Origin of the sequence: Bradyrhizobium sp. CCBAU 51627 (assembly GCF_028128765.1) — a bacterium.
Lineage (GTDB): Bacteria > Pseudomonadota > Alphaproteobacteria > Rhizobiales > Xanthobacteraceae > Bradyrhizobium.
Genome location: NZ_LBJG01000088.1, coordinates 140,676 through 165,287, shown reverse-complemented (window position 1 = coordinate 165,287; position 24,612 = coordinate 140,676). Strand labels below are relative to the sequence as shown.

At 64.0% G+C, this 24,612-nt stretch carries 28 protein-coding genes; 2 read left to right on the top strand and 26 right to left on the bottom strand.

Going from position 1 to position 24,612, the window contains the following annotated elements:
* Positions 1 to 10: 10 nt before the first annotated feature.
* The 9 genes from chrA (XH88_RS33140) to XH88_RS33100 all read right to left on the bottom strand — a co-directional run bounded on the left by chrA (XH88_RS33140) (position 11) and on the right by XH88_RS33100 (position 5,636).
* Entirely contained in the window at positions 11 to 1,150 is a 1,140-nt protein-coding gene (gene chrA / locus XH88_RS33140; protein WP_271672400.1) for a chromate efflux transporter, read from the bottom strand.
* A gap of 44 nt (positions 1,151 to 1,194) precedes the next feature.
* Positions 1,195 to 1,479: a hypothetical protein gene (locus tag XH88_RS33135; RefSeq protein ID WP_271672399.1), complete on the bottom strand. Its 285-nt coding sequence runs from the start codon at positions 1,477 to 1,479 to the stop codon at positions 1,195 to 1,197.
* 31 nt (positions 1,480 to 1,510) lie between these two features.
* Positions 1,511 to 1,687 (bottom strand): hypothetical protein, encoded by a 177-nt coding sequence (locus tag XH88_RS33130; RefSeq protein ID WP_271672398.1) that lies wholly within the window; start codon positions 1,685 to 1,687, stop codon positions 1,511 to 1,513.
* A 27-nt stretch (positions 1,688 to 1,714) separates the two neighbouring features.
* Positions 1,715 to 2,311: a superoxide dismutase gene (locus tag XH88_RS33125; RefSeq protein WP_271672397.1), complete on the bottom strand. Its 597-nt coding sequence runs from the start codon at positions 2,309 to 2,311 to the stop codon at positions 1,715 to 1,717.
* Positions 2,312 to 2,363: 52 nt separating this feature from the next.
* The gene (locus tag XH88_RS33120; protein WP_271672396.1) at positions 2,364 to 3,308 is read right to left on the bottom strand and encodes a DUF1259 domain-containing protein; all 945 of its coding nucleotides are present in this window, start codon (positions 3,306 to 3,308) and stop codon (positions 2,364 to 2,366) included.
* Between the two features lie 11 nt (positions 3,309 to 3,319).
* Positions 3,320 to 3,553: a PepSY domain-containing protein gene (locus XH88_RS33115; protein ID WP_271672395.1), complete on the bottom strand. Its 234-nt coding sequence runs from the start codon at positions 3,551 to 3,553 to the stop codon at positions 3,320 to 3,322.
* Positions 3,554 to 3,652: 99 nt separating this feature from the next.
* On the bottom strand, positions 3,653 to 4,474 hold the full coding sequence (locus XH88_RS33110; protein WP_271672394.1) for a sulfurtransferase/chromate resistance protein: 822 nt from the start codon (positions 4,472 to 4,474) through the stop codon (positions 3,653 to 3,655).
* A 184-nt stretch (positions 4,475 to 4,658) separates the two neighbouring features.
* The gene (locus tag XH88_RS33105; protein ID WP_271672393.1) at positions 4,659 to 5,381 is read right to left on the bottom strand and encodes a hemerythrin domain-containing protein; all 723 of its coding nucleotides are present in this window, start codon (positions 5,379 to 5,381) and stop codon (positions 4,659 to 4,661) included.
* A 45-nt stretch (positions 5,382 to 5,426) separates the two neighbouring features.
* On the bottom strand, positions 5,427 to 5,636 hold the full coding sequence (locus XH88_RS33100; RefSeq protein ID WP_271672392.1) for a hypothetical protein: 210 nt from the start codon (positions 5,634 to 5,636) through the stop codon (positions 5,427 to 5,429).
* Between the two features lie 117 nt (positions 5,637 to 5,753).
* Between XH88_RS33100 and XH88_RS33095 the strand changes: the two genes are divergently transcribed.
* Both XH88_RS33095 and chrA (XH88_RS33090) read left to right on the top strand, forming a co-directional pair.
* Complete coding sequence (locus XH88_RS33095; RefSeq protein ID WP_271672391.1) at positions 5,754 to 6,056, top strand: PadR family transcriptional regulator; 303 nt, start codon at positions 5,754 to 5,756, stop codon at positions 6,054 to 6,056.
* A gap of 72 nt (positions 6,057 to 6,128) precedes the next feature.
* Entirely contained in the window at positions 6,129 to 7,361 is a 1,233-nt protein-coding gene (gene chrA, locus XH88_RS33090) for a chromate efflux transporter (RefSeq protein ID WP_271672390.1), read from the top strand.
* Here the strand turns inward: chrA (XH88_RS33090) and XH88_RS33085 are convergent.
* From XH88_RS33085 to nuoI, 17 genes are all read right to left on the bottom strand, one after another.
* Positions 7,358 to 8,395, bottom strand: coding sequence for an ABC transporter ATP-binding protein (locus tag XH88_RS33085; RefSeq protein WP_271672389.1), 1,038 nt, complete (start codon positions 8,393 to 8,395; stop codon positions 7,358 to 7,360). The two genes, chrA (XH88_RS33090) and XH88_RS33085, sit on opposite strands and share 4 nt — an antisense overlap.
* Positions 8,388 to 9,368 (bottom strand): ABC transporter ATP-binding protein, encoded by a 981-nt coding sequence (locus tag XH88_RS33080; protein WP_271672388.1) that lies wholly within the window; start codon positions 9,366 to 9,368, stop codon positions 8,388 to 8,390. Before XH88_RS33080 ends, XH88_RS33085 begins: the two co-directional genes overlap by 8 nt.
* Positions 9,365 to 10,186: an ABC transporter permease gene (locus XH88_RS33075; protein ID WP_271672387.1), complete on the bottom strand. Its 822-nt coding sequence runs from the start codon at positions 10,184 to 10,186 to the stop codon at positions 9,365 to 9,367. The genes XH88_RS33080 and XH88_RS33075 overlap by 4 nt, the downstream gene beginning before the upstream one ends.
* Positions 10,183 to 11,106 (bottom strand): ABC transporter permease, encoded by a 924-nt coding sequence (locus tag XH88_RS33070; protein ID WP_271672440.1) that lies wholly within the window; start codon positions 11,104 to 11,106, stop codon positions 10,183 to 10,185. Before XH88_RS33070 ends, XH88_RS33075 begins: the two co-directional genes overlap by 4 nt.
* A 59-nt stretch (positions 11,107 to 11,165) precedes the next feature.
* Complete coding sequence (locus tag XH88_RS33065; protein ID WP_271672386.1) at positions 11,166 to 12,755, bottom strand: ABC transporter substrate-binding protein; 1,590 nt, start codon at positions 12,753 to 12,755, stop codon at positions 11,166 to 11,168.
* A 295-nt stretch (positions 12,756 to 13,050) separates the two neighbouring features.
* A complete protein-coding gene (mtnK, locus tag XH88_RS33060; RefSeq protein ID WP_271672385.1) occupies positions 13,051 to 14,337 on the bottom strand; it encodes an S-methyl-5-thioribose kinase in 1,287 nt (428 codons plus the stop codon).
* A gap of 84 nt (positions 14,338 to 14,421) precedes the next feature.
* Entirely contained in the window at positions 14,422 to 14,769 is a 348-nt protein-coding gene (locus XH88_RS33055; RefSeq protein WP_271672384.1) for a hypothetical protein, read from the bottom strand.
* Between the two features lie 134 nt (positions 14,770 to 14,903).
* On the bottom strand, positions 14,904 to 15,179 hold the full coding sequence (locus tag XH88_RS33050; RefSeq protein ID WP_271672383.1) for a DUF1467 family protein: 276 nt from the start codon (positions 15,177 to 15,179) through the stop codon (positions 14,904 to 14,906).
* A 9-nt stretch (positions 15,180 to 15,188) separates the two neighbouring features.
* A complete protein-coding gene (mce, locus tag XH88_RS33045; protein WP_271672382.1) occupies positions 15,189 to 15,593 on the bottom strand; it encodes a methylmalonyl-CoA epimerase in 405 nt (134 codons plus the stop codon).
* Between the two features lie 13 nt (positions 15,594 to 15,606).
* Complete coding sequence (locus XH88_RS33040; RefSeq protein WP_271672381.1) at positions 15,607 to 17,277, bottom strand: ribonuclease J; 1,671 nt, start codon at positions 17,275 to 17,277, stop codon at positions 15,607 to 15,609.
* Positions 17,277 to 18,083 (bottom strand): biotin--[acetyl-CoA-carboxylase] ligase, encoded by an 807-nt coding sequence (locus XH88_RS33035; protein WP_271672380.1) that lies wholly within the window; start codon positions 18,081 to 18,083, stop codon positions 17,277 to 17,279. Before XH88_RS33035 ends, XH88_RS33040 begins: the two co-directional genes overlap by 1 nt.
* Position 18,084: 1 nt before the next feature.
* The gene (nuoN, locus tag XH88_RS33030) at positions 18,085 to 19,521 is read right to left on the bottom strand and encodes an NADH-quinone oxidoreductase subunit NuoN (protein ID WP_271672379.1); all 1,437 of its coding nucleotides are present in this window, start codon (positions 19,519 to 19,521) and stop codon (positions 18,085 to 18,087) included.
* A gap of 22 nt (positions 19,522 to 19,543) precedes the next feature.
* On the bottom strand, positions 19,544 to 21,052 hold the full coding sequence (locus XH88_RS33025) for an NADH-quinone oxidoreductase subunit M (protein WP_271672378.1): 1,509 nt from the start codon (positions 21,050 to 21,052) through the stop codon (positions 19,544 to 19,546).
* Complete coding sequence (gene nuoL / locus XH88_RS33020) at positions 21,053 to 23,155, bottom strand: NADH-quinone oxidoreductase subunit L (protein WP_271672377.1); 2,103 nt, start codon at positions 23,153 to 23,155, stop codon at positions 21,053 to 21,055.
* Between the two features lie 8 nt (positions 23,156 to 23,163).
* Entirely contained in the window at positions 23,164 to 23,472 is a 309-nt protein-coding gene (gene nuoK, locus XH88_RS33015) for an NADH-quinone oxidoreductase subunit NuoK (RefSeq protein ID WP_092028826.1), read from the bottom strand.
* Positions 23,469 to 24,107: an NADH-quinone oxidoreductase subunit J gene (locus XH88_RS33010; RefSeq protein WP_271672376.1), complete on the bottom strand. Its 639-nt coding sequence runs from the start codon at positions 24,105 to 24,107 to the stop codon at positions 23,469 to 23,471. Before XH88_RS33010 ends, nuoK begins: the two co-directional genes overlap by 4 nt.
* A gap of 9 nt (positions 24,108 to 24,116) precedes the next feature.
* On the bottom strand, positions 24,117 to 24,611 hold the full coding sequence (nuoI, locus tag XH88_RS33005; RefSeq protein WP_191093171.1) for an NADH-quinone oxidoreductase subunit NuoI: 495 nt from the start codon (positions 24,609 to 24,611) through the stop codon (positions 24,117 to 24,119).
* Between the last annotated feature and the right edge of the window lies 1 nt (position 24,612).

The following is a 24,612-nucleotide window of genomic DNA, read 5'->3' as shown; positions in this document are numbered from 1 at the left end:
CGTCGTCATCTCATTTCAGCCCGGTCAGCACCCAAGCCGGCTGAAGGACTGGATAGGCGATCAGCCCCACGACGGCCGTGACGGCGATCAGCATGGGATTGCTGACCTTCCAGCGGAACAGCACGGCGAGCGAGACGATGCCGATCAGCGCGGTCAGCCAGTCGCCGATCGCGATCTTGCCGAGCAGGAAGCACGCCCCCAGAATGGTCCCGATCGCTGCCGCATAGGCGCCCTTCACGAAGCCCTGCACGTTCGGATTCTTGCGGTGCCGCGCCAGCAAGGGCGCGATGATCAGGACCAGCAGGAAGGACGGCAGGAAGATCCCGATGGTGGAGATCAACGAGCCCCAGAATCCCGCCACGAGGTAGCCGACGAAGGTGGCGGTGATCACGACCGGTCCGGGACTCATCATGCCGATCGCGACCGCGACCAGAAATTCGCGCTCGTTGAGCCAGCCATATTGCTGCACCAGTCCCTGCTCCAGGAAAGGAACAATCACAAGGCCGCTGCCGAAGGTCAGTGAACCCGCCTTGAGGAAGAACAGCAGTAGCTTCCCCAGCGTCGATGCGGTCGCGGCCGGCGCAACGCCGGGCGCCGCTGCCGGGATCGCCGCAAGCTGAAGAGCGACGGGCGGGCGCTTGATGTTGCCGTAATAAATGATCCCGACGATCCCTGCCCCGATGAACAGAAATGCGACCTCCGCCTTCAGGATTACGGTCACGGCCAGACAGACCGCGGCGATCGCCCATTGCAGCCAATCCTCCATGCCGAGCTTGGCGAGCCGGTAGCAGGAATGCAGGATCAGCGCGATCACGGCCGGACTGACGCCATAGAAGATGCCGGTGACCGCCTTGAGATCCCCGAGATGGACATAGAGCGCGCCGAGGGCCGCGACGATGACGAAGTTCGGCAAGATAAACGCCCAGCCGCCGGCCCACGCGCCCCAGAAGCCGCAACGCAGATAGGCGATGAAGATGCCGACCTGGATCGCCAGCGGGCCGGGAAGCGACTGGCAGATGGCGATGGCCTCGCGCATCTGCTCCCGCGTGAGCCACTTCTTGTCGCTGACGAGCTCGCGCTCCATCTGGCCGACCAGCGCGACCGGCCCGCCGAAGCCGAGAAATCCGAGCCGCAGAAAATAGCGAACCATATCAGCCATTCCGCCGCGTTCGCTCGTCGTTGTTGTCGTCGTCATCACGTGTCCCCGTTGCCGTAATAAGCGGGCTGCAAAATGCCATCGAGCGAGCCGCCGAGCCCCATCGGGATCAATTCGATCTGCTCGCCGCTCCGCGTCACCTGGTAACAGCCGTCGTCGCTCTCTCCGAGATAAAGGCAAAGCTGGTCCTTCTCGACCACCCATTTGCCTACCTTCTTGACGCCCATTGAGAAGCTTCGCAGCGTGCCGTCCTTCTCATCGACAAAGCCGGCATCGAGGGTGACCAGCCCCCGATGCCGGCCGCGAGTGCCGCGATGAGGCACCGTGCAAGTTGACCGTTCGATTCCGCCATCCTCACTTCTTGCAGGCCTTCAGGCACATCTGGTACTCGGTCTTGCAGGCCGGGCCGGCATAGTTCTTCATGCATGCCGCGCGCTGTTCAGCGCAGACCTTGCAGGTCTGCGCACGAGCTGCGAGTTCGCTGGCCAGCAGGCCCACCAATGCGAACATTGCGGCAGCAAGGTTTCTCATTCGCAATTTCCCCGTCATGCCTCCTCCTCAGCTTTCCCTCGCATATTGATCGTAGAGCGCGGAGGCGTTGTCCCAGCGAATGGCCTCCATGTAGATGTCGACATAGCGGGCCGCCGCTGCACCGAAGTCCATGTGATAGGCATGCTCGTACATGTCGAGCACCAGCACAGGGCGGCCGCCGGCAAGCGTCGTCGTATGGTCGGCGGCCCATTGGTTGACGAGCCGCTTGTTGCGGGGGGAATAGGACAGGATCACCCAACCCGATCCACCGCCCTCCGCCTTGCCCATCGCCGAGAACTCCGCCCGCCATCGCTCGATGCTGCCGAAGTCGCGCACGATCGCCTCGGCGAGAGCGCCGCCCGGCCTGCTCGCGCCGCCGAGGCCATCGAAATAGATTTCGTGCAGGACCATGGAATTCATCGCGATCAGCTCTTCGCGCTTCAAGCCGTTGATGACGAAGTTCGGCGCCTTGGCATAGTCCAACTCGGCGAGTTGCGCGCCGATCGCGTTGAGCCGCTTCACGGCACCGCCGTAATTGTTCTCGTAATGGCTTACGAGGACCTTTTCGGAGATGCCGCTGATCGATTTTGGATCGAACGGCAGCGGTTTGACCTGGTAGGACATTGCCTTGGCTCCTGTGCGTTTCCTTGCCGGCCTCGGACTCGCGGCCGCTGCTTCAACTCTTGGTGCTGGCCGTCTTGTCGAGCGCCGCGCGCAAACCCTCGGCGAGCTTGACCGCGTCGTCGTTGGCCCAGAAATGCATGAAGAACAGTCGCGGCTGCTCGTCCAACATGTGGCTGTGCAGCGCGGTCACCTCGATGCCGTGCGTTCGCAACGCCAGGATCACCGGATTCACCTCGTCGGCCGTCAGCACGAAGTCGCCGGTGATGGCGGCCTTGCCTCCGCCGGTCGGCTGGAAGTTGATGCCGATCGCAACACCCATCGGGCCGACGGGCGTAAGCGCCATGCCCTCCTCGGTGATCGGATCGCGCCGCTTGACGCTGAACTGGTACACGCCGCCGTTGGCCTGGCCTTTCACGCCGATGATCTGGTCGAGCTTGGCGGTATCGAGATCGACGGCGGGCGGCGGGCTCGCCGGCGCCGCGACGGTGGGTGGGGTCTTGCTTTCGGCGAGCGCGCCGTGGATCGCCGCCGCCAGTTTCACGGGATCGCCATGTCCGGCGACATGCATGTAGAACGTCGCCGGGCTCGCGCGCAGCAGATGATTGTGGACGGCCGTGATCTCGAGGCCATCAGCGATCATCTTGGCCATCACCGGGTTGATCTCGGTTTCGAGCAACACGAGGTCGCCCATGACCATTGCCCCGCCATGAGCGGGCTTGAACGCAACCCAGCCGCCGAGCGCCAGTGCCGGCTTGATCGTCACCCCGTCCAATGTCACCGCGAGATCCGTGCGAGGAAAGCCGTAGCGGTGGACATCGTCCGAGACGGCTGCCTTGCGGCCGAGCGTTTCGTCGATCTTCTGCCAGTCGATGCCGTCTGCGGCGTGAGCCGTCGAGACGAACTGCGGGAGCACGTCTCGGCCGAGTCCCTGGTCGTTGGTGCCGAGAACGGCGGCGCAGGCTGCTGCGCCGATCAATATTGCGGTCATCTTTCGCATCGCACGCATCCTTATTTCTGCTCTTTGACCTGGCCACTGCTGTCGACAACGAGCCGGACCGGCTTGCCATCTTTGACCGCCTTGGCGCTGATGCCTTCAGCGGTCGATTTGATGTCGCTGACCTGCGCGTAGCCGGCCGCCTGTATCCTGGCGACAAGCTCCTCCTGAGACAGGGCAAGCGCGGGCGAGAATCCCCCCGCGCTTGCCAGCAGCAGAGCTGCAGACGCGATGATTTGCTTCCGCATGATCATTCTCCTGGTCTTGCTCCCAGCCCAGGTTCGGTCAGTGTCGTCGCCTTTCGGGCGACGACGGCGCGCTGCAGCGGGCACGAACAACCGTGCCCGTCAGCGCTTGGCCTTGTTGGTTGGCCAGTTGTGGGTTTCTCCGGTTGCGTCACGGCACCATCGGTAAAACGCGTCGTAGAGCAACATGCCGGCATTCAGCTGTTCGAGGTCGTCGTCGAACATGCGCGACAGGCCGAGCGAAGCTGCAAGCAGGCCTGGAGCCTCCGGACTGAGATTGAGCCGCGCCGTGTCGGCGGCCCGCACCATCTCGGCGAGCCGGTTTATCGGCGGTGTCGAAAGCCCGAACTCCTGCACCATCACGTCGAAGGTGCAGAGTTCGCCGCGATGGCTCCAGAATACGTTTTCAATGTCGAAGGGCGTGGCATCGAAGCGCTCAGCCGTCGCCTCGACTTCCTGAGCCGACACGTAAAGGAAGACCGCGGCCGGATCGATGAAGCGCCGGATCAGCCAGGGACAGGCGATGCGGTCGATCTTGGGGCGCGCCCGCGTGACCCAGACCGTGCGGCCCCGTCCGTCGCGTTTGGGCATTCTGTTCACCGGAACGGTCGGGAGCTTTGCTTCCTTCCAGGCGAGATGGCCGCCTTCAAGGGATTCTGCGGCAACGTTGTAACAGCGGAGCCAGGCGGCCGTTCCTTCGCTGAGTTTCTGTCCCTTTTGGCAGATGACGACCACCGACTGCCCCGTCAGGCGCGAGGCCCAGTCCTGGACGTCGAGATGGGAGCGCCTGGTCGCGCCGGGTATCAAACGCGGATCGGCCGCGAAATCCTCGTCGATGCGGACGTCGATCAGCGTCGGCGCGTTGGCCGTGCCGATCAGGCGGAACAATTTATCGGGTGAGATCGAAGTGTATGATGTGGACATGCTGCGCCCTTGGTGAACAGGACGCGATTCTTGGGCATGTCGCCTCGCGGGGAGATCGCAATTCCCCGGACCGGAAATAAAAGCCCTGATGGCCGGACTGTCAACCCGCCCGTGCCGAAAGACGCAAAGAAATCATTGGAACGGTCGAGCCGGCGTCGCCGAGGTCTGCGAGCCGCCGGCACCATCAGCGCGGCGTGAACTGGTTGAGGTCGTGAGTGCCCATCTGCTGTTCCAGCTGGGCGACGCGATCCGCCATCTTCTCGAAGCCATCAGCGCCGAACAATTCGTGTTCCTTCTTCTCGAAGTCCTCGGCCATCGCGTCGTACTCGGCGGAAGAAACCACGTCTTTCAGCTTCGGAAAGAGATCGGTGTCCTCGCGCGCGGCGTGCGGCCGGTACATCGTGATGAAGGATTGCATCGCGCCGACCAGCTGCCTGCGATCGTCGGCGTTGCTTCGGCCCGACGGCGCCAGCCTCAGGATATTGTCCGTGACCTTCCGGCCCGCCTCGTGCTGGCGCAGCAGGATGTCCACCAGATCGGTCATCTGGCCGGCTGTCTTGAAGCGCGGGAAGACGTGCTCCTCCTCCGACTTCTCATGGTAGTTGTTGATGAAGTCGCGAATGATCCCGGCGGATTGCGTGATCAGGGCAGGATCAAAATCATCGTTGGACGCGAACTTCCGGATTCCGGCTTCGTAGAGCAGCAACACGCGATCGAGCACGCCATGCTCGCGCATCAGGTCTTCGGGCGGGGTGACCTCCTCGCCTTTCTTCTCCCCGCCCTTCTGCTTCCCTTCGCCGCCCTTGCTTTTGGCAAAGGCCGGCCGTGTGATAACGGCGGGCGCCGCGACCGCCGCCAGCGCTCCTCCGAGCAACAGCAGGCGACGCTTGCTTGACATGACGACCATCGCGGCGCTCCCGCGGCTCTGTGAGCCAGACGTGGCGTGGCGCTCTCAGCGCCAGGCCTTTTCGTTCTTCTGTTCGTAATCCCTGAAGGCCTTCTCAAGCCCGCCCAGAACCTCGGCGGAGGTCTCGAACATCGCTTTGAGCTGTGGTTCATCCACCTTCTGCACGTCTTCACGCAGATGGTTCCGGATATCCTGGAACGCCTTCTGCATCTTCTGCGTATGGTGCCGGGGATCGCGATCTGCCGCACTTGCCATGCTCAGTCTCCTCGCTGCTAATATGGCCTCGCCAGACCAAGGAAAGCGCTGGCGCGACGGCGCACCAACTGATAACGGCGGGCGTCGTTCCAATTACGAAATTCGATAAAGACCAGCATGAAGTTCAAGGATCTGCTGACCGGGTTCGTCAGGTTGCACATTCTGCACCATGCGGCGGAACAGGAAATCTACGGCCAGTGGATGATCGAGGAACTAGCCCGGCACGGCTACAAGCTCAGTCCCGGAACGCTCTACCCTCTGCTCCACGGCATGGAACGGAAAGGCTATTTGCGCTCGCGGAAGGAACACCCGGGCCGGACCGCGCGCACACTCTACCGCGCGACGCCGCTGGGCAGGAAGGGACTTGCCCTCGCGAAGTCCCGGCTCCTGGAATTCACCGGCGAGGCCATGAACGAATAGCGCTGGCCGGTTCCGGCGATATCGTTTATCGAAACTCGATAAAACCTGTCCCGGAAATCGGATCAATCGTCCGTGAGCAATCTTAATCCGTCAACCGGCGTCTCCATCCGAGAACGATCCCGTGCCGGCTCGCCGCTGGAAGTCCTGCGCATCTTCCTCAAGCTCGGCCTCACCTGTTTCGGCGGTCCGATCGCCCATATCGGCTATTTCCGCGACGAGTTCGTGGTGCGGAGAAAGTGGATCGACGAGCACGCCTACGCCGACCTGGTCGGCCTGTGCCAGTTCCTGCCGGGTCCCGCCAGCAGCCAGGTGGGCTTCTCGATCGGCCTGATGCGCGCCGGCTATCCGGGCGCGCTCGCCGCCTGGACCGGGTTCACCCTGCCGTCGGCACTGATCCTCGTCCTGTTCGCCTACGGCGCGGGCGCGCTGGGCGGACCTGTTGGTGGCGGCCTGCTGCACGGATTGAAGCTGACCGCCGTTGCGATCGTGGCACAGGCGGTCTGGGGCATGGCGCGCAACCTCTGTCCCGACCGCGCGCGCGCGTCGATCGCGACGGTCGCAGCACTCATCATTCTGTTCAGCACGGCGTCGATCGCCCAGATTGGTGCGATCATCCTCGGCGGGCTCGCGGGTCTCTGGCTGTGCCGCAGCGATGCGCAAGCATCGGCCGGGCATGTGGAAATGCCGGTATCACGTACCGTGGGGTTGATCACTCTCGGGATGTTCTTCGTTCTACTGGCGGGTCTTCCCGTTCTGAGAGGGCTGACTGGCTCTACGGGCGTCGCCCTGTTCGACGCCTTCTACCGCTCCGGCGCGCTCGTGTTCGGCGGCGGGCATGTCGTGCTTCCCCTGCTCCGGGAAGCCTTCGTCGCACCGGGCTGGCTCAGTGACGATGCCTTTCTCGCCGGTTACGGTGCAGCCCAGGCGGTGCCGGGGCCGCTGTTCACCTTCGCGGCCTATCTCGGCACGGTGGTCTCTCCGGAGCCGCACGCCGTTGCCGGCGCAGCGCTCGGCCTCGTCGGCATCTTCCTGCCCGGCATCCTGGTCCTGCTCGGCGCATTGCCGTTCTGGGATTCGTTCCGGAAGCGCGCCGGCGCCCAGGCCATGATGCGCGGTGTCAACGCCGCGGTGGTCGGCGTGCTCGGTGCCGCGCTCTACAATCCGGTCTGGACCACCACCGTGCACTCGCCGCGCGATTTCGGTATCGCGCTTGTCGGCTTCGTCCTGCTGATCGCCTGGCGCGCGCCTCCGCTCATCGTCGTCGGCTTCAGTGCCGCCGCCGGCATGGCGATGGCGCTGCTTTAGAGAGGTCCAGCCTCGGTCGCGGCGAGCTCCGCGTGGCCGGCAATCTCCTCAGCGCGCCAGCACCGCACGGCATGTCCATCGGGACGGGTCTCCAGAACGGGCCCCGGCTCATGGCGGCAGACGGCTTCCGCATAGCGGCAGCGCGGACTGAAGGCGCATCCGTTCGGCGGATTGAGCGGATTGGGCAGGTCGCCGCCCGTCGTCGCCAACGGGGCATGGCGTAAGGGATCGGGGATGGCCGCGATCAGGGCCTGCGTATAGGGATGCGCAGGGCGTTCGAAGATTGCGCGCCAGTCACCGTTCTCGACGATGCGGCCGAGATACATCACGGCGACGCGGTCGCTCATGTGCTCGACGACGCCGAGGTCGTGGCTGATCATGATGTAGGACAGGCCGAGCGTGTCCTTCAGTTCCAGCAGCAGGTTGATGATCTGGGCGCGGATCGAGACATCGAGCGCCGAGACCGGCTCGTCGCAGATGACGATCTTCGGGTTGAGGATCAGCGCGCGGGCGATTCCGATACGCTGGCGCTGGCCACCGGAGAATTCATGCGGATAGCGGCCGGCCTGCTCGGGCCGCAGGCCGACATGCCGCAGCATCGTCGCGACGCGGTCCTCGATCTCGCTTCTGGCGGTCACACCATGGACGCGCAGGGGATCTTCCAGCGTGCGACGCACGGTCTGGCGCGGGTTGAGCGAGGCGTAGGGATCCTGGAAGACGATTTGCACGATGCGGGCGAGCGACTTGCGGTCGCCGAATGGCCTTGATGTCACCACCTGCCCGTCCAGCACGATGCGGCCGCGCGTCGGCGTCAGCAGGCCCAGGATCGACAATGCGACCGTCGACTTGCCCGACCCGGACTCGCCGACCAGCCCGAGACATTCGCCCCGCTTCAGGGTGAGATCGACGCCGTCGACGGCGCGGAGCAGTCGCCGGTTGCGGCCCAGCCACCCGCCGCCCACCTGAAAATGAACCGCGAGATCCTCGACGCTGAGAATGAGATCGTCTTCCCGTCTCGCCTGCGGCTCATGCATGGTGATGACACCTCACCAGACCGCCCGCCTCCAGCAAATCCGTCTCAGGGACAATCGTGCGGCAAATGTCGGTCGCATGGACGCAGCGCGGATTGAACCGGCAGCCATCGGGGAAACTGGTGATGGCCGGGACGACGCCCGCGATCTCCTTGAGCCTGGAGCGGCCAAGCGCTGCGCGGCTGCCCAGCCGCGGCAGCGAGTCGACCAGGCCCTGCGTATAAGGATGCGAGGGCTTGCGAAAAATATCGGCCGAGCCGCGCTCCTCGACGATGCGGCCGGCATACATCACGGCGACGCGGCGGCAAACATTGGCAACCAGGCCGAGATCGTGGCTGATCATCAGGATTGCCGTCCCGCGCTCGGCGCAGAGATTTCGCATCAGCTCGATGATCTCGGCCTGCACGGTGACGTCGAGTGCGGTGGTCGGCTCGTCGGCGATCAGGAGATCCGGCCCGCAGGCAAGCGCGATCGCGATCATCACGCGCTGGCGCATGCCGCCGGACAGCTGGTGCGGGTAATCGTTCACGCGCCGCTCCGGCGCGGGGACGCGGACGCTGGCCAGGGCCTCGACCGCGAGCCGGTTGGCTTCGCGCCAGCTCTTGCCTTTGTGCAGCACGAACATCTCCGCAATCTGCCGTCCCACGGGGGAGACCGGGTTCAGTGCCGTCATCGGCTCCTGGAAGATCATGGCGATGCGGTCGCCGCGCAGGTCCCGCTGCCTGGCTGCCGAAAGGTGCTGGATCTCCTTTCCGTCGAAGCGGATGACGCCGGCGCCGATCGACAGGGGCGGCCGCAACAGGCCGATCAAGGCGAGCGCCGTGATGCTCTTGCCGCAACCGGATTCGCCGACCAGGCCGAACGTCTCGCCGCGCGAGATGCGGAATGAAACGCCCTCGGCGGCGGCAACGCGCCTCGATCCATCGTCGAGATCGATGCGGAGATCCTCGACCTCGATCAGCGGTGCGCCCGTCATGTCCGCCGGCTCCGCGATTGGGGATCGAGAATGTCGCGCAGGCCGTCGCCGAGCAGGTTGAGGCCGAGCACCGTCAGGAAGATGGCAAGGCCCGGGAACACCGAGAGCCACGGCGCCGTCGTGATCTGGTCGCGGGCATCCGACAGCATGCTGCCCCAGCTCGGAAACGGCGGGCGGACGCCGAGGCCGAGGAACGACAGGGCCGCCTCGGACAGAACCGCACTGCCCATGCCGAGCGTGCCGATGACGACGATCGGCCCCAGCATGTTCGGCAGCAGCTGCGTGATCATGATCCGAAAGTCGCCGTAACCGAGCACGGTCGCCGCCTGGACATAGCCCTGATTCCTCAGCGACAGGGCCGAGGCCCGCGCGATCCGGCAGGTGAAGGACCAGTTGGTCAGCCCGAGCGCGATCAAGAGGCTGGTCAGGCCCGGCCCGAGCACCGCCATGATGGCCAGCGCGAAGATCAGCGAGGGGATCGCGAGCATGAGATTGGTCAGGGCGTTGACGACATCGTCCCACCAGCCGCCCCAATAGCCGGCGCTCAGGCCCAGCGCCACGCCGATCACGCTGTTGATCAGCTGCGAGACGATGCCGACGGTCAGCGAGACGCGCGCGCCGTAGACGACGCGGGAATAGATGTCGCGGCCCTGGTCGTCGGTGCCGAACCACCAGGTCCAGCTCGGCGGCTCCTCCGCGTTCATGAGGTTGGCGTCGAGGACCGGATCGGTGTGCGCCAGCCATGGCGCCAGCAGACCGACCGCGATCGCGAGCGCGAACAGGGCGCCGCCGATGACGAGATTGGCGCGGAGCTTCATGCGTATCGGATCCTGGGGTCGATGACGCCGTACAGCACGTCGATCAGGAGATTGATCGCGAGAAAGGCCAGCACCACGATCAGAATGGAGCCCTGGACCGCCGGAATGTCGCGCTGGAGCACGCTATCGACCAGCAGCGAGCCGATGCCTGGCCAGGAGAACAATTTCTCGACGACGACCGCCTGCCCCATCAGCGCGCCGAATTGCAGGCCCATGGTGGTGAGAATGATCACGAGCGCGTTGCGCATGACGTGCCACTTCACCACCCTTGTCTCGCTCATGCCCTTCGAGCGCGCGGTGCGGACGAAATCGGCGGTCATGATCTCGAGGACGGCGGCGCGCGTCGTCCGGGCCAGCAGCGCCATCGGCGAGACACCGAGCGTCACGGCCGGCAGCAGCAGATATTTGAGACTTCCATCGCCATAGCCAAAGCTCGGCAGCCAGCCGAGCTTCAACGCAAACAGATACATCAGCACCAGTCCGAGCCAGAATTTCGCGATCGAGAGGCCCGACACCGCCACGAACATCGCCGCGCTGTCGACGAAACCGCCCGGCCGCAATGCGGCGATGAAACCGAGCGGCACGCCGACCAGAACCGCAAACGCCATGGACGTGAAGATCAGCTGCAGCGTCGGCCATGCCCGCTTGGCGATCATGGACGTCACAGGCTCGCGCGTCCGGAACGAGGTTCCGAAATCACCGGTCGCGAGCCTGGCGATGTACTTGCCAAAGCGCACATAGACGGGATCGTTGAGGCCGAGCTGCTGCTTCAGGCGCAGTTCGACCTGAGGATCGACGTCGTCGCTCATGGTCGAGGCGATGCTGCCGGGAACGACGCTGAACAGCACGAACACCAGCAGCACGACGGCGAGCACGGTCGGAATGGTCTGCAGCAGACGACGGATCAGGAAGGAGAGCATCGGCACTTTCTTCCCTCCCCCCATCGCTCACTGCAATGGAGGGAGCACGAGAACGCGTGTCACTTTGCGGGCGAGGTCTCGTCGACCCAGAGCTCCTCGGCGTTCTGGTGAGTCAGCTCCGTCGGGTTCTTCTGAACGCCGTGGAGCCAGGGCTGCACGGCCATCACCGCCTTGTTGTAGTTGAAGAACCAGACCGGCGCCTCCTCGTAGAGCAGCGCATTGGCCTTTTGCAGCAATTGGTTGCGCTTCGCAGCGTCATCGGTCTGTCCTGCCTCGTCGAGGATCTTGTCGAAGTCGGCGTTCTTGAAATTCATGTAGTTGCAGGCCGGCTGCGGCGTCGACGAGTGGAAGCATTTCAGCGCAGCCAGCGGATCCGGGCCGCTCTGCTGGGAATAGATGAAGGCCTGGTAGTCGCCGGTGCGCACCACCTCCGCCAGCACCGCGGTCTCGACCTGCTTGACCTTGACCTTGATGCCGACCTTGTCCAGCATCGGAATGACGGCCGAAACGATCGGCAGGCCCCAGCTTTCATTCTGACTGGTGGTCCATTCGAATTCGAAGCCGGAGGGATAGCCGGCTTCGGTGAGCAGCTGCTTGGCCCTGGCGGGATCGTAGGGGTACGACTTCATCGCCTTGTCGTAGGCCGGCGAGGTCAGCGGCAGCCAGCTGGTGGCACGATAGGCCTTGCCCTTGACCAGCTTGTTGATGATCAGATCGGTATCGATCGCGTAGTTGATCGCCTGCCGCACGCGCTTGTCGGCGAACGGCTTGAACGCGGGATTCATCCCCATATAACGCGTGAAGACCTCGGCGACTTCGACGAGCGTGCCCTTGAGGTTGGGATCGGCCTGATAGGCGACATATTGCGCTGGCCCGAGCACCGAGGTGTCGATCTCCTTGTTGCGGAAGGCGACATCGCGCGCCGCGGCCTCACCCATGATCGACACGATGAGCTTGTCGGCGTAAGGCTTGCCGGGCTTGTAGAACCGGTCCCACCGCTCCAAGACGATGCGCGAACCCGGCACGTGCTCGACGAATTTGAACGGCCCGAGACCGATCGGATGCTGGATGAAGCTTTCCTTCGCACCTTCGTCGGCGGGATAGATCGAGGTCAGCGCGGTGAAGAAATAGAAACCGGGATCGACCTTCTCGGTCAGCTTCATCTCGAGGGTGAAGTCGTCGATCTTCTTCAGGCCGGAGATTTCCTTGGCTTGCCCCTTCTCGACCGCGGCCGCGCCCTCGATGATGCGGACATAACGCGCGCCGGGATAGGCCTTGGTGCCGTCCATGATGCGGTTGAAGGACCAGATGATATCGTCCGCGGTCATCTTGCGGCCATTGTGGAAATAGGCGTCGTCGCGCAGCTTGAAGGTGTGAACCAAGCCGCCGCCGGAGACCACGTCCTCCTTGGCGAGCTCCAGCACCGGCTTTCCTTCCGCGGAATTCCAGATGTAGAGCGAGCGATGCAGCGCCTTGGCGTAGATTTCGTCCTGGGCGCGCTGGGTGGTGTGAATGTCGAGGCTGGTGAAGCTCGAACCGTAGGGCGCGGTCATGCGGATGGTTCCGCCCTTGCGCGGGGTCTGGGCCTCCGCCGATCCGGCTAGCGCCAGTCCCAGGCCCGCGACGATCGCCAACATCCTGAACATCATGTGTCCCCCCAATAGCGCTGGTACTCGGATCAGGGATTTGATCATTCGTCGCCCGTCGAATGCAAGCTTCGTTTTGACGGCAATCCATGCCGGTTCCTGAGGCAGGCACGGAAAGCCCGTGGCAGGTTGCATGCCCGCGCGACGCAAGCCCGCCGATTGACGCAGTGCGTCATGGGGCGACAAGGCTCGGTGCGAGCGCAGCGAAGCAATCCAGAATCTCTTCGCGGCGACAGTCCTGGATTGCTTCGCTGCGCTCGCAATGCCGGAGTCTGCAGGTGCGCCTTTCGCGACGTCTTCAGGCCGACAATTCCGGCTGCCAGTCCCGCAGCTTTCGCGCAGCACCCGTGACGTCGGCGATCGTCCGAAACGCCATCGCTTCCACCATCATCCCGCGCGCCAACCGCACGGCCCGGGCTTCGCTGATAGCGCGCTCCTTCGGAGCCTCGATCAGCTCGAAATCGATGTTGTGGGCGAGACCGAAGATACGGCGGATGGTTTTGGCGGCGGCGAAGCCGACCGTATCGGCGAAGAGGCGCTGCATATAGGCGTGTCGCTCGGCCTCGAGCCGCGCGGCGCCCTTGTCACCGGCGAAGAGCGAAACCGGATAGGCATCGCCGCTGGCCTCCGAGCGCCAGAGGTCGAGGAACTTGCGGGAAAACTCGCTCCAGACCAGCTCGACCGTCTCCAGCACCCAGCCCTCGAATTCGCGCCGCTCACCCGGGGTTCGCTCGTGGCCGGCGGAGGCGAAATAGGCCATCAGGAGGTTGGCCAGCACGGCCCCGACGTCAAAGCCCATCGGGCCGTAGAAGGCGAATTCGGGATCGATCACGCGCGTCTCGCTCTCTGTCACCATGATCGAGCCGGTGTGGAGATCGCCATGCAGCAGCGCCTCGGGGCTCGCCATGAATTTCAGCTTGAGGCGCGAGATCGCGACATGCAGCTCCATGTCATCGCGCAAGGACGCGGCAAGGCCATCGAGATATGGCGCGGTCCAGCGGTTCTGCTCGGCGATGCGGTAGGGATCGGTGAAGATCAGATCCTCGGTGATCTTGCACAGCGCATGATTGCCGGCAAAGGCCGCGATGGCCTCCTTCTTGTCGGCAGCGGGGAGCGCGAGGTCGGACGTGAAGAACAGATTCCGCGCCATGAAGGTGGTGATGTCGCCGGCGAAGCGCGGATAGCACGTAGCGGCGACCAGCCCCTTGCGCATGATGATGTGCGGCTCGAGCAGCTCCATCACCGTGAGCGCCAGCGTCTCGTTGTGGTGCAGCAGCGCCGGCACGAGACCGGGTGTGAGCAGGGCCTGCCGCGACAGAGCGAGATATTCGTAATGGGCCCGCGACAGCGGCAGCGGCCAGCTCTCCCCGACGAGACGGACGTAAGGCAGCGCCTGCTTCACGGCGATGCCGCCGCTCGCGCCCTTGACGATGAAGACCAGGTTGAGATTGCCGTCGCCGACCTCGGTGATGGCCCAGCCGGCCGGCTCGCCGCCGAGCTGCGCTACGATATCAGGCAGGCCCGCGAGATAGTCCCGCAAGGCCGCTTCCTGCAAAATTCGATAGTCCCCCTGTCCCTGCGTCATGACGATCCCATCCCGTTTCTTGGCAGGATCTTCTCGGAAAACCACTTCGCACTTTTCCGGATCATGCCTGCGTGGGCCGGATCGTTACTCCCGCTCCAGGAAGTTCGAACCGATCTCGGCCTTTCTTTTGATCGGATCGTAATCGCAATAAACGTTGTCCGCCACCAGCGTATAGCTGGCGTAGACGCTGTATTTGTCTGTTTTGACCGAGTTCAGCCCGATCACCGAGGTACTCCTGCCGCCGTTCCATTTGAACGGCGTCGAGCTCTTGGCCTGCTCACAGGCCAGCACGGCCTCGTCGAAGACATAGCCCTCGACGAACGCTTTCAGCGTTCGCACCTGCACAGCCATTTTCCATTCAACATAGCCGATGCCGCCGAGGCCGGCGATCACAAGCACCAGAAGCGCGACGACGATCCTCTGAAAAGTCATTTGCTCCCCCAACTCTCTCCGCCGTCATTGCGAGCGCAGCGAAGCAATCCAGAGTCTTACCGCGGAGGGATTCTGGATTGCTTCGCTGCGCTCGCAATGACGAGCTTGGTTGACATCCCCCGGCCCTTACTCTTCTAAAACGGTATTCCCATCAATCTCGAGAGACGGTCGAGCGAGAAATAGCCGGCGTGATAGGCGGCAACGCCGAGGCCGTAGATGATCGCCGAGATGATCGTGGTCCAGACCAGCTTGCGCTTCATGCCGGTGAGGATAGGTGCGCCCGGATCGGTACCGGGCGCACCGCCGCCGTCCTCGTGCTGGCTGCGCACGCCGAACGGCAGTGTCAGGAACAGCGCGACCCACCAGATGACGAAGTAGATCGCGAGCGCGGTTGAGATCTGGACAGCCATGGTCCGGTCTTACGCCTGCTCGATTTCGACCAGCGCGCCGGAAAAGTCCTTTGGGTGCAGGAACAGCACCGGCTTGCCGTGGGCGCCGATCTTCGGGACGCCGTCGCCGAGCACGCGCGCACCCTCCTTCACCAGCGTGTCGCGCGAGGCGATGATGTCAACGACCTCATAACAGACGTGATGGATGCCCCCATCGGGATTGCGCTCGAGAAATTTTGCGATGGGCGAAGTTTCGCCGAGCGGCTCGATGAACTCGATCTTGGTGTTGGGGAGCGTCGCGAACACGGTGGTGACGCCATGCTCGGGCAATGGCACAGCCTCGGAAATCTGCGCCCCGAATGCCGCGCCGTAGATCTTGGCGGCCTTGACAGCGTCCTTGGTCGCGATCGCGACGTGGTTGAGCCGACCCAGCATGGTTGTCTCCCCGTTAGACTGTCAGGACGTGTACCAGACAGGGGGGCTTTTTGCCCCAATGTTCGTTGATGACGGCCCGGACGGCGCGTCGCACCGATTCAGCCAGCGCATCCGGATCCCGGCGCCGGGCCTTCGGCAGGCCCTCGACCGTGGACATCACGGCCTCGAAGACGATGTCGTCGAACGTCTCGCCTGCCCGGTTCTTCTCGGGAATGCCGACCAGATCGACTTCCGGCTCGTCCGCGAGTTCACCCTGCGCGGTCATGGCGATGGCGACGAAGGCACAGCCTGAGAACGCCATGCGGCGGCGCTCGACCACGGCGCGGGACTTGGAGTCCTCCAGAATGGTGCCGTCCTTGTAAAGCCGTCCCGAGGGCAGCTCGCCGACCACGCCGGGATCGCCGGGGCCGAGCTTGACGAGGTCGCCATTGCGGATGACCAGCACGCGGGGCACGCCGGCGGCGCGCGCGAGTTTTGCGTGGTCGTTCAGGTGCAGCGCCTCGCCGTGAACGGGGATCAGCAGCTGCGGCTTCACCCAGGAGATCATGTCGCGCAGCTCGTCGCGGCGGGGATGGCCTGAGACGTGGACCAGATGGTCGCGATCGGTAAGGACTTCGACCCCCTGCAGCACCAGATTGTTGATGATCGAGCCGACCGCCTTCTCGTTGCCGGGAATGGTGCGCGAGGAGAAGATCACGCTGTCGCCGCGGTTGAGCGTGATTTCGGGGTGGTCGTCATTGGCGATGCGCGCCAGCGCGGCGCGCGGTTCGCCCTGGCTGCCGGTGCAGAGCGCCAGCACCTTGTCCTGCGGCAGATGGCCGTAGACCTCCGGCGAGCGGAAATTCTGCACGCCGTCGAGATAGCCGGTCTCGCGCGCCACCTGCACAACGCGCTCCATGGCCCGGCCGACCACGACGACCTCGCGATCGGCGGCCTTGGCGGCGTCGGCGACGGCCTTGATACGCGCGACGTTGGAGGCGAAGGTCGTGACCGCGACGCGACCCTTGGCGGATTTGACGAGATCGATGATGGTGCGGGCGACCTCGGCTTCGGACGGGGAGCGGCCGTCACGCACGGCGTTGGTGGAATCGCCGATCAGGGCGAGCACGCCCTCCTCGCCGAGCTCGCGCAGCCGCTTCTCGTCGGTCGGCCGCCCCAGCGTCGGGGTCGGGTCGATCTTCCAGTCGCCGGTGTGCAGCACGATGCCGGCGTCGGTGTGGATCGCGAGCGCATGGGCTTCCGGGATCGAATGCGCAACCGGGATGAACTCGACGTTGAACGGGCCGACATCGATCCGTCCGCCTGACGGGACCACAGTGACGGGGATGACGGGCGCGTTGCGCTCGGCGGCGCATTTGGCCTCGAACAGCGCCGCGCTGAACTGGGTCGCGTAGATTGGGCATTTCAGCCGCGGCCACAGGTCGATGATGGCGCCGAAATGATCTTCATGGGCGTGGGTCAGCACCAGCCCCATCAGGTTCTTGCGCTCCTTCTCCAGGAAGCTGATGTCCGGCATGATCAGGTCGATGCCGGGCAGATGCTCCTCGTCGCCGAAGGAGACGCCGAGATCGACCGCGAGCCAGGCGCGCTGGTGGCGATTGCCAAGGCCATAGATCGACAGGTTCATGCCGATCTCGCCGACGCCGCCGAGCGGGGCAAACACCAGTTCGTCGGGCCTCGCCATCACGCAGCTCCCACCGAACGGACCGGGCCGAAGAATACCTCGCCGGCGGCGACCGGTACCCGCCGCCCCTCCGCGGTGCGGACGATCAGGCAGCCGGTGTCGTCGATCGTGTCAAAAGTGCCTTCCAGCACCATGGTCCCCGTGTGGATCGCAATCGGTTCGCCCAGGCGGGCGGCCCGCTCCAGCCACAGCTTGCGGATCTCGGCAAAGCCCCGGCCATTGTCCCAGATGCCACGGAACTCGACCCAGGCATCCGACAGGGCCGAAAACAGCTCCTCCGCGCTGATCTGGACGCCGAGGGCCGCAAGCGACACCGCCGGCGTCGGTGTGCCCTCCGGCGCCGCCACGATGTTGGTGCCGATGCCGACCACGATCGCCAGCCGATCGCCGACGGCTTCGGCTTCGAGGCCGATGCCGACGAGCTTCTTGCCGTTGGCGAGAACGTCATTCGGCCATTTCAGGGCGTATCGCGGCCGGTCCGGGCCGAGCCGCAGCGCAGCCTCCAGGCTGACCTTCTCGAGGGCGGCCTCCTCCGCCAGCCCGGCAGCGAAGCCGATCGTGGCAGCGACCGCAGGGGAGACATCAAGGGCTTCGAGGACGCTGGCGGCGAGATTGCCCTTCGGTGCGATCCAGGGCCGCTGGCGGCGACCGCGGCCGGCGGTCTGCTCCGCCGTCACGAACCAGATCGGGCCGCGCTCGCCGGCGCGCGCCGCTTCGATCGCGTCGGCATTGGTCGAGCCGGTCCGCTCCAAGGCTGCGAGCTTGTAGCCCGCCGCGATTGCGCAAGGACCGAGCGCGAACCCCATCCTAGAACAGCGACTTGGCGGCGGCGGAAGCGACGCTCACCACCGGACCCGCGAACAGTGCAAACAGGATGTTGAACAGGCCCGCAACCGCCAGCACCGTCTTCACTTCGACCCTGACAGGATCGACCTGCCCGGCCGGTTCGTCAAAGTACATCGTCTTGACGATGGCGAGATAGTAGTAGGCGCCCACGACGCTGGAGAGCACGCCGATCACGGCGAGCGTGAACAGGTTCGCCTTGATGGCGGCGACGAAGACGTACCATTTCGCAAAGAAGCCGGCGAGCGGCGGAATGCCCGCGAGCGAGAACAGCAGCATCGCGAAGAAGAAGGCCAACAGCGGGTTGGTGCGGGAGAGCCCTGCGAAATCGCTGATCTGCTCGACGGCCTGGCCGTTGCGCTTCATGGCGAGGATGATCGAGAACGAGCCGAGCGTCATCGTGACATAGATCACGATGTACATCAGCACGCCCTGCGCGCCCTCGACCGTGCCGGAGGCAAGGCCGACCAGGGCAAAGCCCATGTGGCCGATCGAGGAATAGGCCATCAGGCGCTTGATGTTGCTCTGGCCGATCGCCGCGAAGGCACCGAGCGCCATCGAGGCGATCGAGACGAACACCAGGATCTGCTGCCACTGCGAGACGATGCCGGGGAAGGCAGTGAGCGTGACGCGGGTGAACACCGCGAGCGCGGCGACCTTCGGCGCGGACGCGAAGAAGGCGGTCACCGGCGTCGGCGCGCCCTCGTAGACGTCGGGCGTCCACATATGGAACGGCACCACCGAGATCTTGAAGCAGAGGCCGGCGAGCAGGAAGACGAGGCCGAACACCAGGCCGACATTCGCGGCCGTCACGGCGCTAGCGATGCCGGTGAAGCTCACGGTGCCGGTGAAGCCGTAGATCAGCGAGGCGCCGTAGAGCAGCATGCCCGAGGACAGCGCGCCCAGCACAAAATACTTCAGACCGGCTTCGTTCGACTTGGCGTTGTCGCGGTTCGATGCGGCGACGACATAAAGCGCCAGCGACATCAGCTCGAGGCCGAGATAGAGCGAGATCAAATCGCCGGCCGAGATCAGCACCATCATGCCGAGCGTCGAGAGCAGCACCAGGATCGAATACTCGAAGATGCGGCGCGACGGATCGGACAGGAACTCGGTCGACAGCACCAGCGTCACCGCCGAGCCGATCAGGGCCAGGATCTTCATGAAGCGCGCGAAGTCGTCGACGATGAAGCTGCCGCCGAAGGTCACCTGCTTGCCCGCGGGCAGCATGTATTCCAGCACGCCGACCGCGATGAGGAGCACGGTCGCCAGCGAGGTCACCGCGCTCGTCGTCCCCTGCCCGCGATAGGCGCCGAGCATCAGAAGCGCCATGGCACCGACCGAGAGCACGAGCTCGGGCAGCACCGGCGCCAGTTGATAACCTGCAGTCGTAAAGCTCATGGCGATATCCTGACCTGCCCGATCAATGGAGCAGTGCGGCGGCCTTCACGGCCGTCACAGCGGTGGTGTAATTGTTGACGAGTTGCTGGACCGAGGCGGCCGACATATCGAGCACCGGCTTCGGATAGACGCCGAACAGGATCGTCAGTGCGATCATCGGGAACAGTATCACGCACTCGCGCAAGGTCATGTCCTTGATCGTCATCAGCGACGGCTTCACCAACTCGCCGAAGACGATCTTGCGGTAAAGCCACAGCGCGTAGCCGGCCGACAGGATCACACCCGTGGAGGCGAAGAAGGCAGTCGGGATCGAAACCTTGAAGGTGCCGATCAGCGTCATGAACTCGCCGATGAAGCCGGACGTGCCGGGCAGACCGACATTGGCCATGGTGAAGACCATGAAGGTCATCGCATAGAGCGGCATCCGGTTGACGAGACCGCCATAGGCCGCGATCTCGCGGGTGTGCATGCGGTCGTAAACGATGCCGACGCAGAGGAACAGCGCGCCTGAGACGATGCCGTGCGAGATCATCTGGAACACGCCGCCGGCAACGCCCTGCATGGTGCCGGCGAAGATGCCCATGGTAACAAAGCCCATATGCGCGACCGACGAGTACGCGATCAGCTTCTTCATGTCCTCCTGCATCAAGGCCACCAGCGAGGTATAGATGATGGCGATGGTCGAGAGCGTGAAGATCAGCGGCGCGAAGTCATGCGAGGCCAGCGGGAACATCGGCAGCGAGAAGCGCAGGAAGCCGTAGCCGCCCATCTTCAGAAGGATGGCAGCAAGCACCACGGAGCCTGCGGTCGGCGCTTCCACGTGCGCATCCGGCAGCCAGGTATGTACCGGCCACATCGGCATCTTCACCGCAAAGGAGGCGAAGAAGGCAAGCCATGCCCAGGTCTGCAACGACCGCGGTACTGCGGTGTGCATCAGGGTCGGGATGTCGGTGGTGTTGCCGTTCCAGTACAGCGCCATGATGGCGAGCAGCATCAAGACCGAGCCGAGCAGCGTGTAGAGGAAGAACTTGAACGACGCGTAGACCCGGCGCGGACCGCCCCAGACGCCGATGATCAGGAACATCGGGATCAGGCCACCCTCGAAGAACAGATAGAACAGCACGAGATCGAGCGCCGAGAAGGTGCCGATCATCAGCGTTTCCAGGATCAGGAACGCCATCATGTATTCGCGCACCCGGCTCGTGACCGACTTCCAGCTCGCGATGATGCAGAACGGCATCAGCGCGGTGGTCAGGATCACGAAGGGCAGCGAAATGCCGTCGACGCCCATGTGGTAGGTGATACCGGTGGCGAGCCAGGCCGACTTCTCGACGAACTGGAAGTCGGCATTCGACGGATCGAAGCGCACGACCAGGATCACCGACACCGCGAAAGTGATGATCGTGGTCCACAGGGCGATCCAGCGCGAATTGCGCCTGCTAGCCTCGTCATCACCGCGGCTTAAATAAACGATCAGCGCGCCAACCAGCGGCAGGAACGTCGTGACCGAAAGGATGGGCCAGGTTGTCATTTACTGGCCTCCAAAGCCGAACATGAACCAGGTGATCAGGCCGGCGGCGCCGATCAGCATGGCGAATGCGTAGTGATAGAGATAGCCGGTCTGGATCTTCACGACGTTGCGGGTGACATCCAGCACACGGGCCGAGACGCCATCAGGGCCGAAACCGTCGATGATGAAGCCGTCGCCCTTCTTCCAGAGCTGGTAGCCGATCCACTTCGCCGGACGGACGAAGATAAGATCGTACAGCTCATCGAAGTACCATTTGTTGAGCAGGAACTGGTACAGCATCGGCTGGGTTTTCGCGAGCTCGACCGGCAGATACGGACGGCTGATGTAGAACGTGTAGGAGACGAACAGGCCAAGCGCCATCATCACGGTGGGCAAATAGGCGAGCAGCGCCGGCATATGCTCCATGTCCTCGAGAATATGCGGGTTCATCTTCACGGATTCGCGGAAGAACTCCTCAACGCCATGCGGGTTGGCGAACACTTCCACGAATGGAAAACCTGCCGCGATCGAGCCTACGGCGAGCACGCCGATCGGCACCAGCATCCACATCGGGCTTTCATGGGCTGCCTCGTAGTGATGCTGGTCGTGCGGCTCGCCGAAGAAGGTCTTGAAGATCAGCCGCCAGGAATAGAACGAGGTCAGGCCGGCGGCCGCGATCGTCAGCAAATAGGCGTAGGTCGAGAACGGATTATGCGCTGCATAGGCCGCCTCGATGATCTTGTCCTTCGAGAAGTATCCCGCGAAGAACGGGAAACCGGTCAGCGCCAGCGTGCCGACGACCATCACCGCAAACGTGTAAGGAATCTTGCGCCAGAGGCCGCCCATGTTGCGGATGTCCTGCTCGTGGTGCATCGCGTAGATCACCGAGCCGGAGCCTAGGAACAGCAGCGCCTTGAAGAAGGCGTGCGTGAACAGGTGGAACATGCCGACCGAATAGGCCCCTGCTCCCATCGCCACGAACATGTAGCCGAGCTGCGAACAGGTCGAATACGCCACGATGCGCTTGATGTCGTTCTGGACGAGGCCGATGGTCGCCGCGAAGAACGCAGTGGTGGCGCCGAAGAACATCACGACGGCCTGCGCGTTCGGGGCGAGCTCGAACAGCGGCGACAGGCGCGCCACCATGAACACGCCGGCGGTGACCATGGTCGCAGCGTGGATCAGCGCCGACACCGGGGTCGGGCCTTCCATCGCGTCCGGCAACCAGGTGTGGAGCAGGAACTGGGCCGACTTACCCATCGCGCCCATGAACAGGAGGCAGCAGGTCAGCGTCAGTGCATCGACGTGCCAGCCGAGGAAGTCGATGGTCTTGCCGGTAAGGCCGGGCGCGGCATGGAAGATGGTCTCGAAATCGGTCGAGCTCGTCATGGCAAAAATCGCGAAGATGCCGAGCGCAAAGCCAAAATCGCCGACGCGGTTGACCACGAAGGCCTTGATCGCCGCCGCATTCGCCGACGGCTTCTGGTACCAGAAGCCGATCAGCAGATAGCTCGCCAGGCCCACGCCTTCCCAGCCGAAGAACAGCTGCACGAGGTTGTCCGCCGTCACCAGCATCAACATGGCGAAGGTGAACAGGCTGAGATAGCCGAAGAAGCGCGGGCGATACGGATCCTCGTCCATATAGCCGATGGAATAGAGGTGCACGAGCGAGGACACGGTCGTCACCACGACTAGCATCACGGCGGTGAGCGTGTCGACGCGCAGGGTCCACCAGACCTCGAGCTCGCCGGAGAATATCCACGGCAGAAGCTGGCTCCTGAGGTCGTGGCCGTTGAAGCCGACATCGACCAGCGTCATCCAGGACAGCGCCGCCGAGACGAACAGCAGCGCGGTCGTGATCAGCTCGGCGCCGCGCGAGCCGGCCGCGGCCGGCTCGACCGGGCCGTGACCGTCGTGACCGTCGCCGGGCTCGTGATGGCTCTCGTGGATGACAGACGCATCTTCGTTGATCGTATCGGACGCATGAGCGTGTGCGCCATGGCCGTGATCGCCGTGATGCTCGACCTCGTCGCCCGAGGGGTTGCGGCCATGCGCGCCGACGAGCGCGATCAGGCCGGCCAGAATGGCGCCCAGCAGCGGCAGGAAAACGATTGCCTGAACCATGTGAGAGCTCAGCCCTTCATCAGATTGACGTCCTCAACCGCGATCGAGCCGCGGTTGCGGAAATAGACCACCAGGATGGCAAGACCGATCGCGGCTTCGGCGGCCGCAACGGTCAAGACCAGCAGCGCGAAGACCTGACCGACGATGTCGCCGAGGAAGGTCGAGAATGCCACCAGGTTGATGTTGACCGAGAGCAGGATCAGCTCGATCGACATCAGGATGACGATGATGTTCTTGCGGTTCAGGAAGATGCCGAGGATCCCGAGCGTGAACAGGATCGCGCCGACCGCCAGATAATGTCCGAGCCCGACCGTCATTTCACCCACTCCGCCGCATCGGCATCCGAAAGCCCCTGCCCCGGCGCCACCTTGCGCATCGCCATCGCCATGTCCGGCGTGCGTGCGTTCTGAACGTTGATGTCCTGCCGCTTCACGCTCGCCTTGTGGCGCAGCGTCAACACGATGGCGCCGATCATGGCGACCAGGAGCACCATGCCCGAGAGCTGGAAGTAGTGGACGTACTTCGTATAGAGCACGAGGCCGAGCGCCTCGGTGTTGGGGACATTGGCCGGGATCGGCGCCGTGATGGTCTTGCTGACGTTGGGATTGATGACCCACGCGGCGACGGTCAGGAGCAACTCGAACAGGAAGATGCCGCCGATCACGACGCCGACCGGCAGGTACTGGATGAAGCCTTCGCGCAGCTCGATGAAGTCGACATCGAGCATCATGATCACGAACAGGAACAGCACCGCGACTGCGCCGACATAGACGACGATCAGGATCATCGCGAGGAATTCGGCGCCCATCAGCACGAACAGGCCGGAGGCGTTGACGAAGGCCAGGATCAGGTACAGCACGGAGTGCACGGGATTGCGCGAGACAATCACCATCACGGCCGAGGCGACACAGACGCCGGCGAAGAGATAGAAGAACAGCGCGGGAAGGATCATGCCCTCACCTCACCGGTACGGCGCGTCGAGCTCGATCGCTTTCGCGATCTCGCGTTCCCAGCGGTCGCCGTTGGCGAGCAGCTTGGCCTTGTCATAGAACAGTTCCTCGCGGGTCTCGGTCGCGAACTCGAAGTTCGGACCTTCGACGATGGCGTCGACCGGACAGGCCTCCTGGCAGAGGCCGCAATAGATGCACTTCACCATGTCGATGTCGTAGCGCACGGTGCGGCGGGTGCCGTCGTTGCGGCGCGGGCCGGCCTCGATGGTGATGGCCTGCGCCGGGCAGACCGCCTCGCACAGCTTGCAGGCGATACAGCGCTCTTCGCCGTTCGGATAGCGGCGCAGCGCATGCTCGCCACGGAAGCGCGGCGAGATCGGGCCCTTCTCGAACGGATAGTTCAGCGTCGGCTTCGGCTGGAAGAAATAGCGCATGGCGAGGAAGAACGCCGAGACGAATTCCGACAGCAGAAGCGAGCGTGCAGTGGCGTTGACGTTGATACCCATG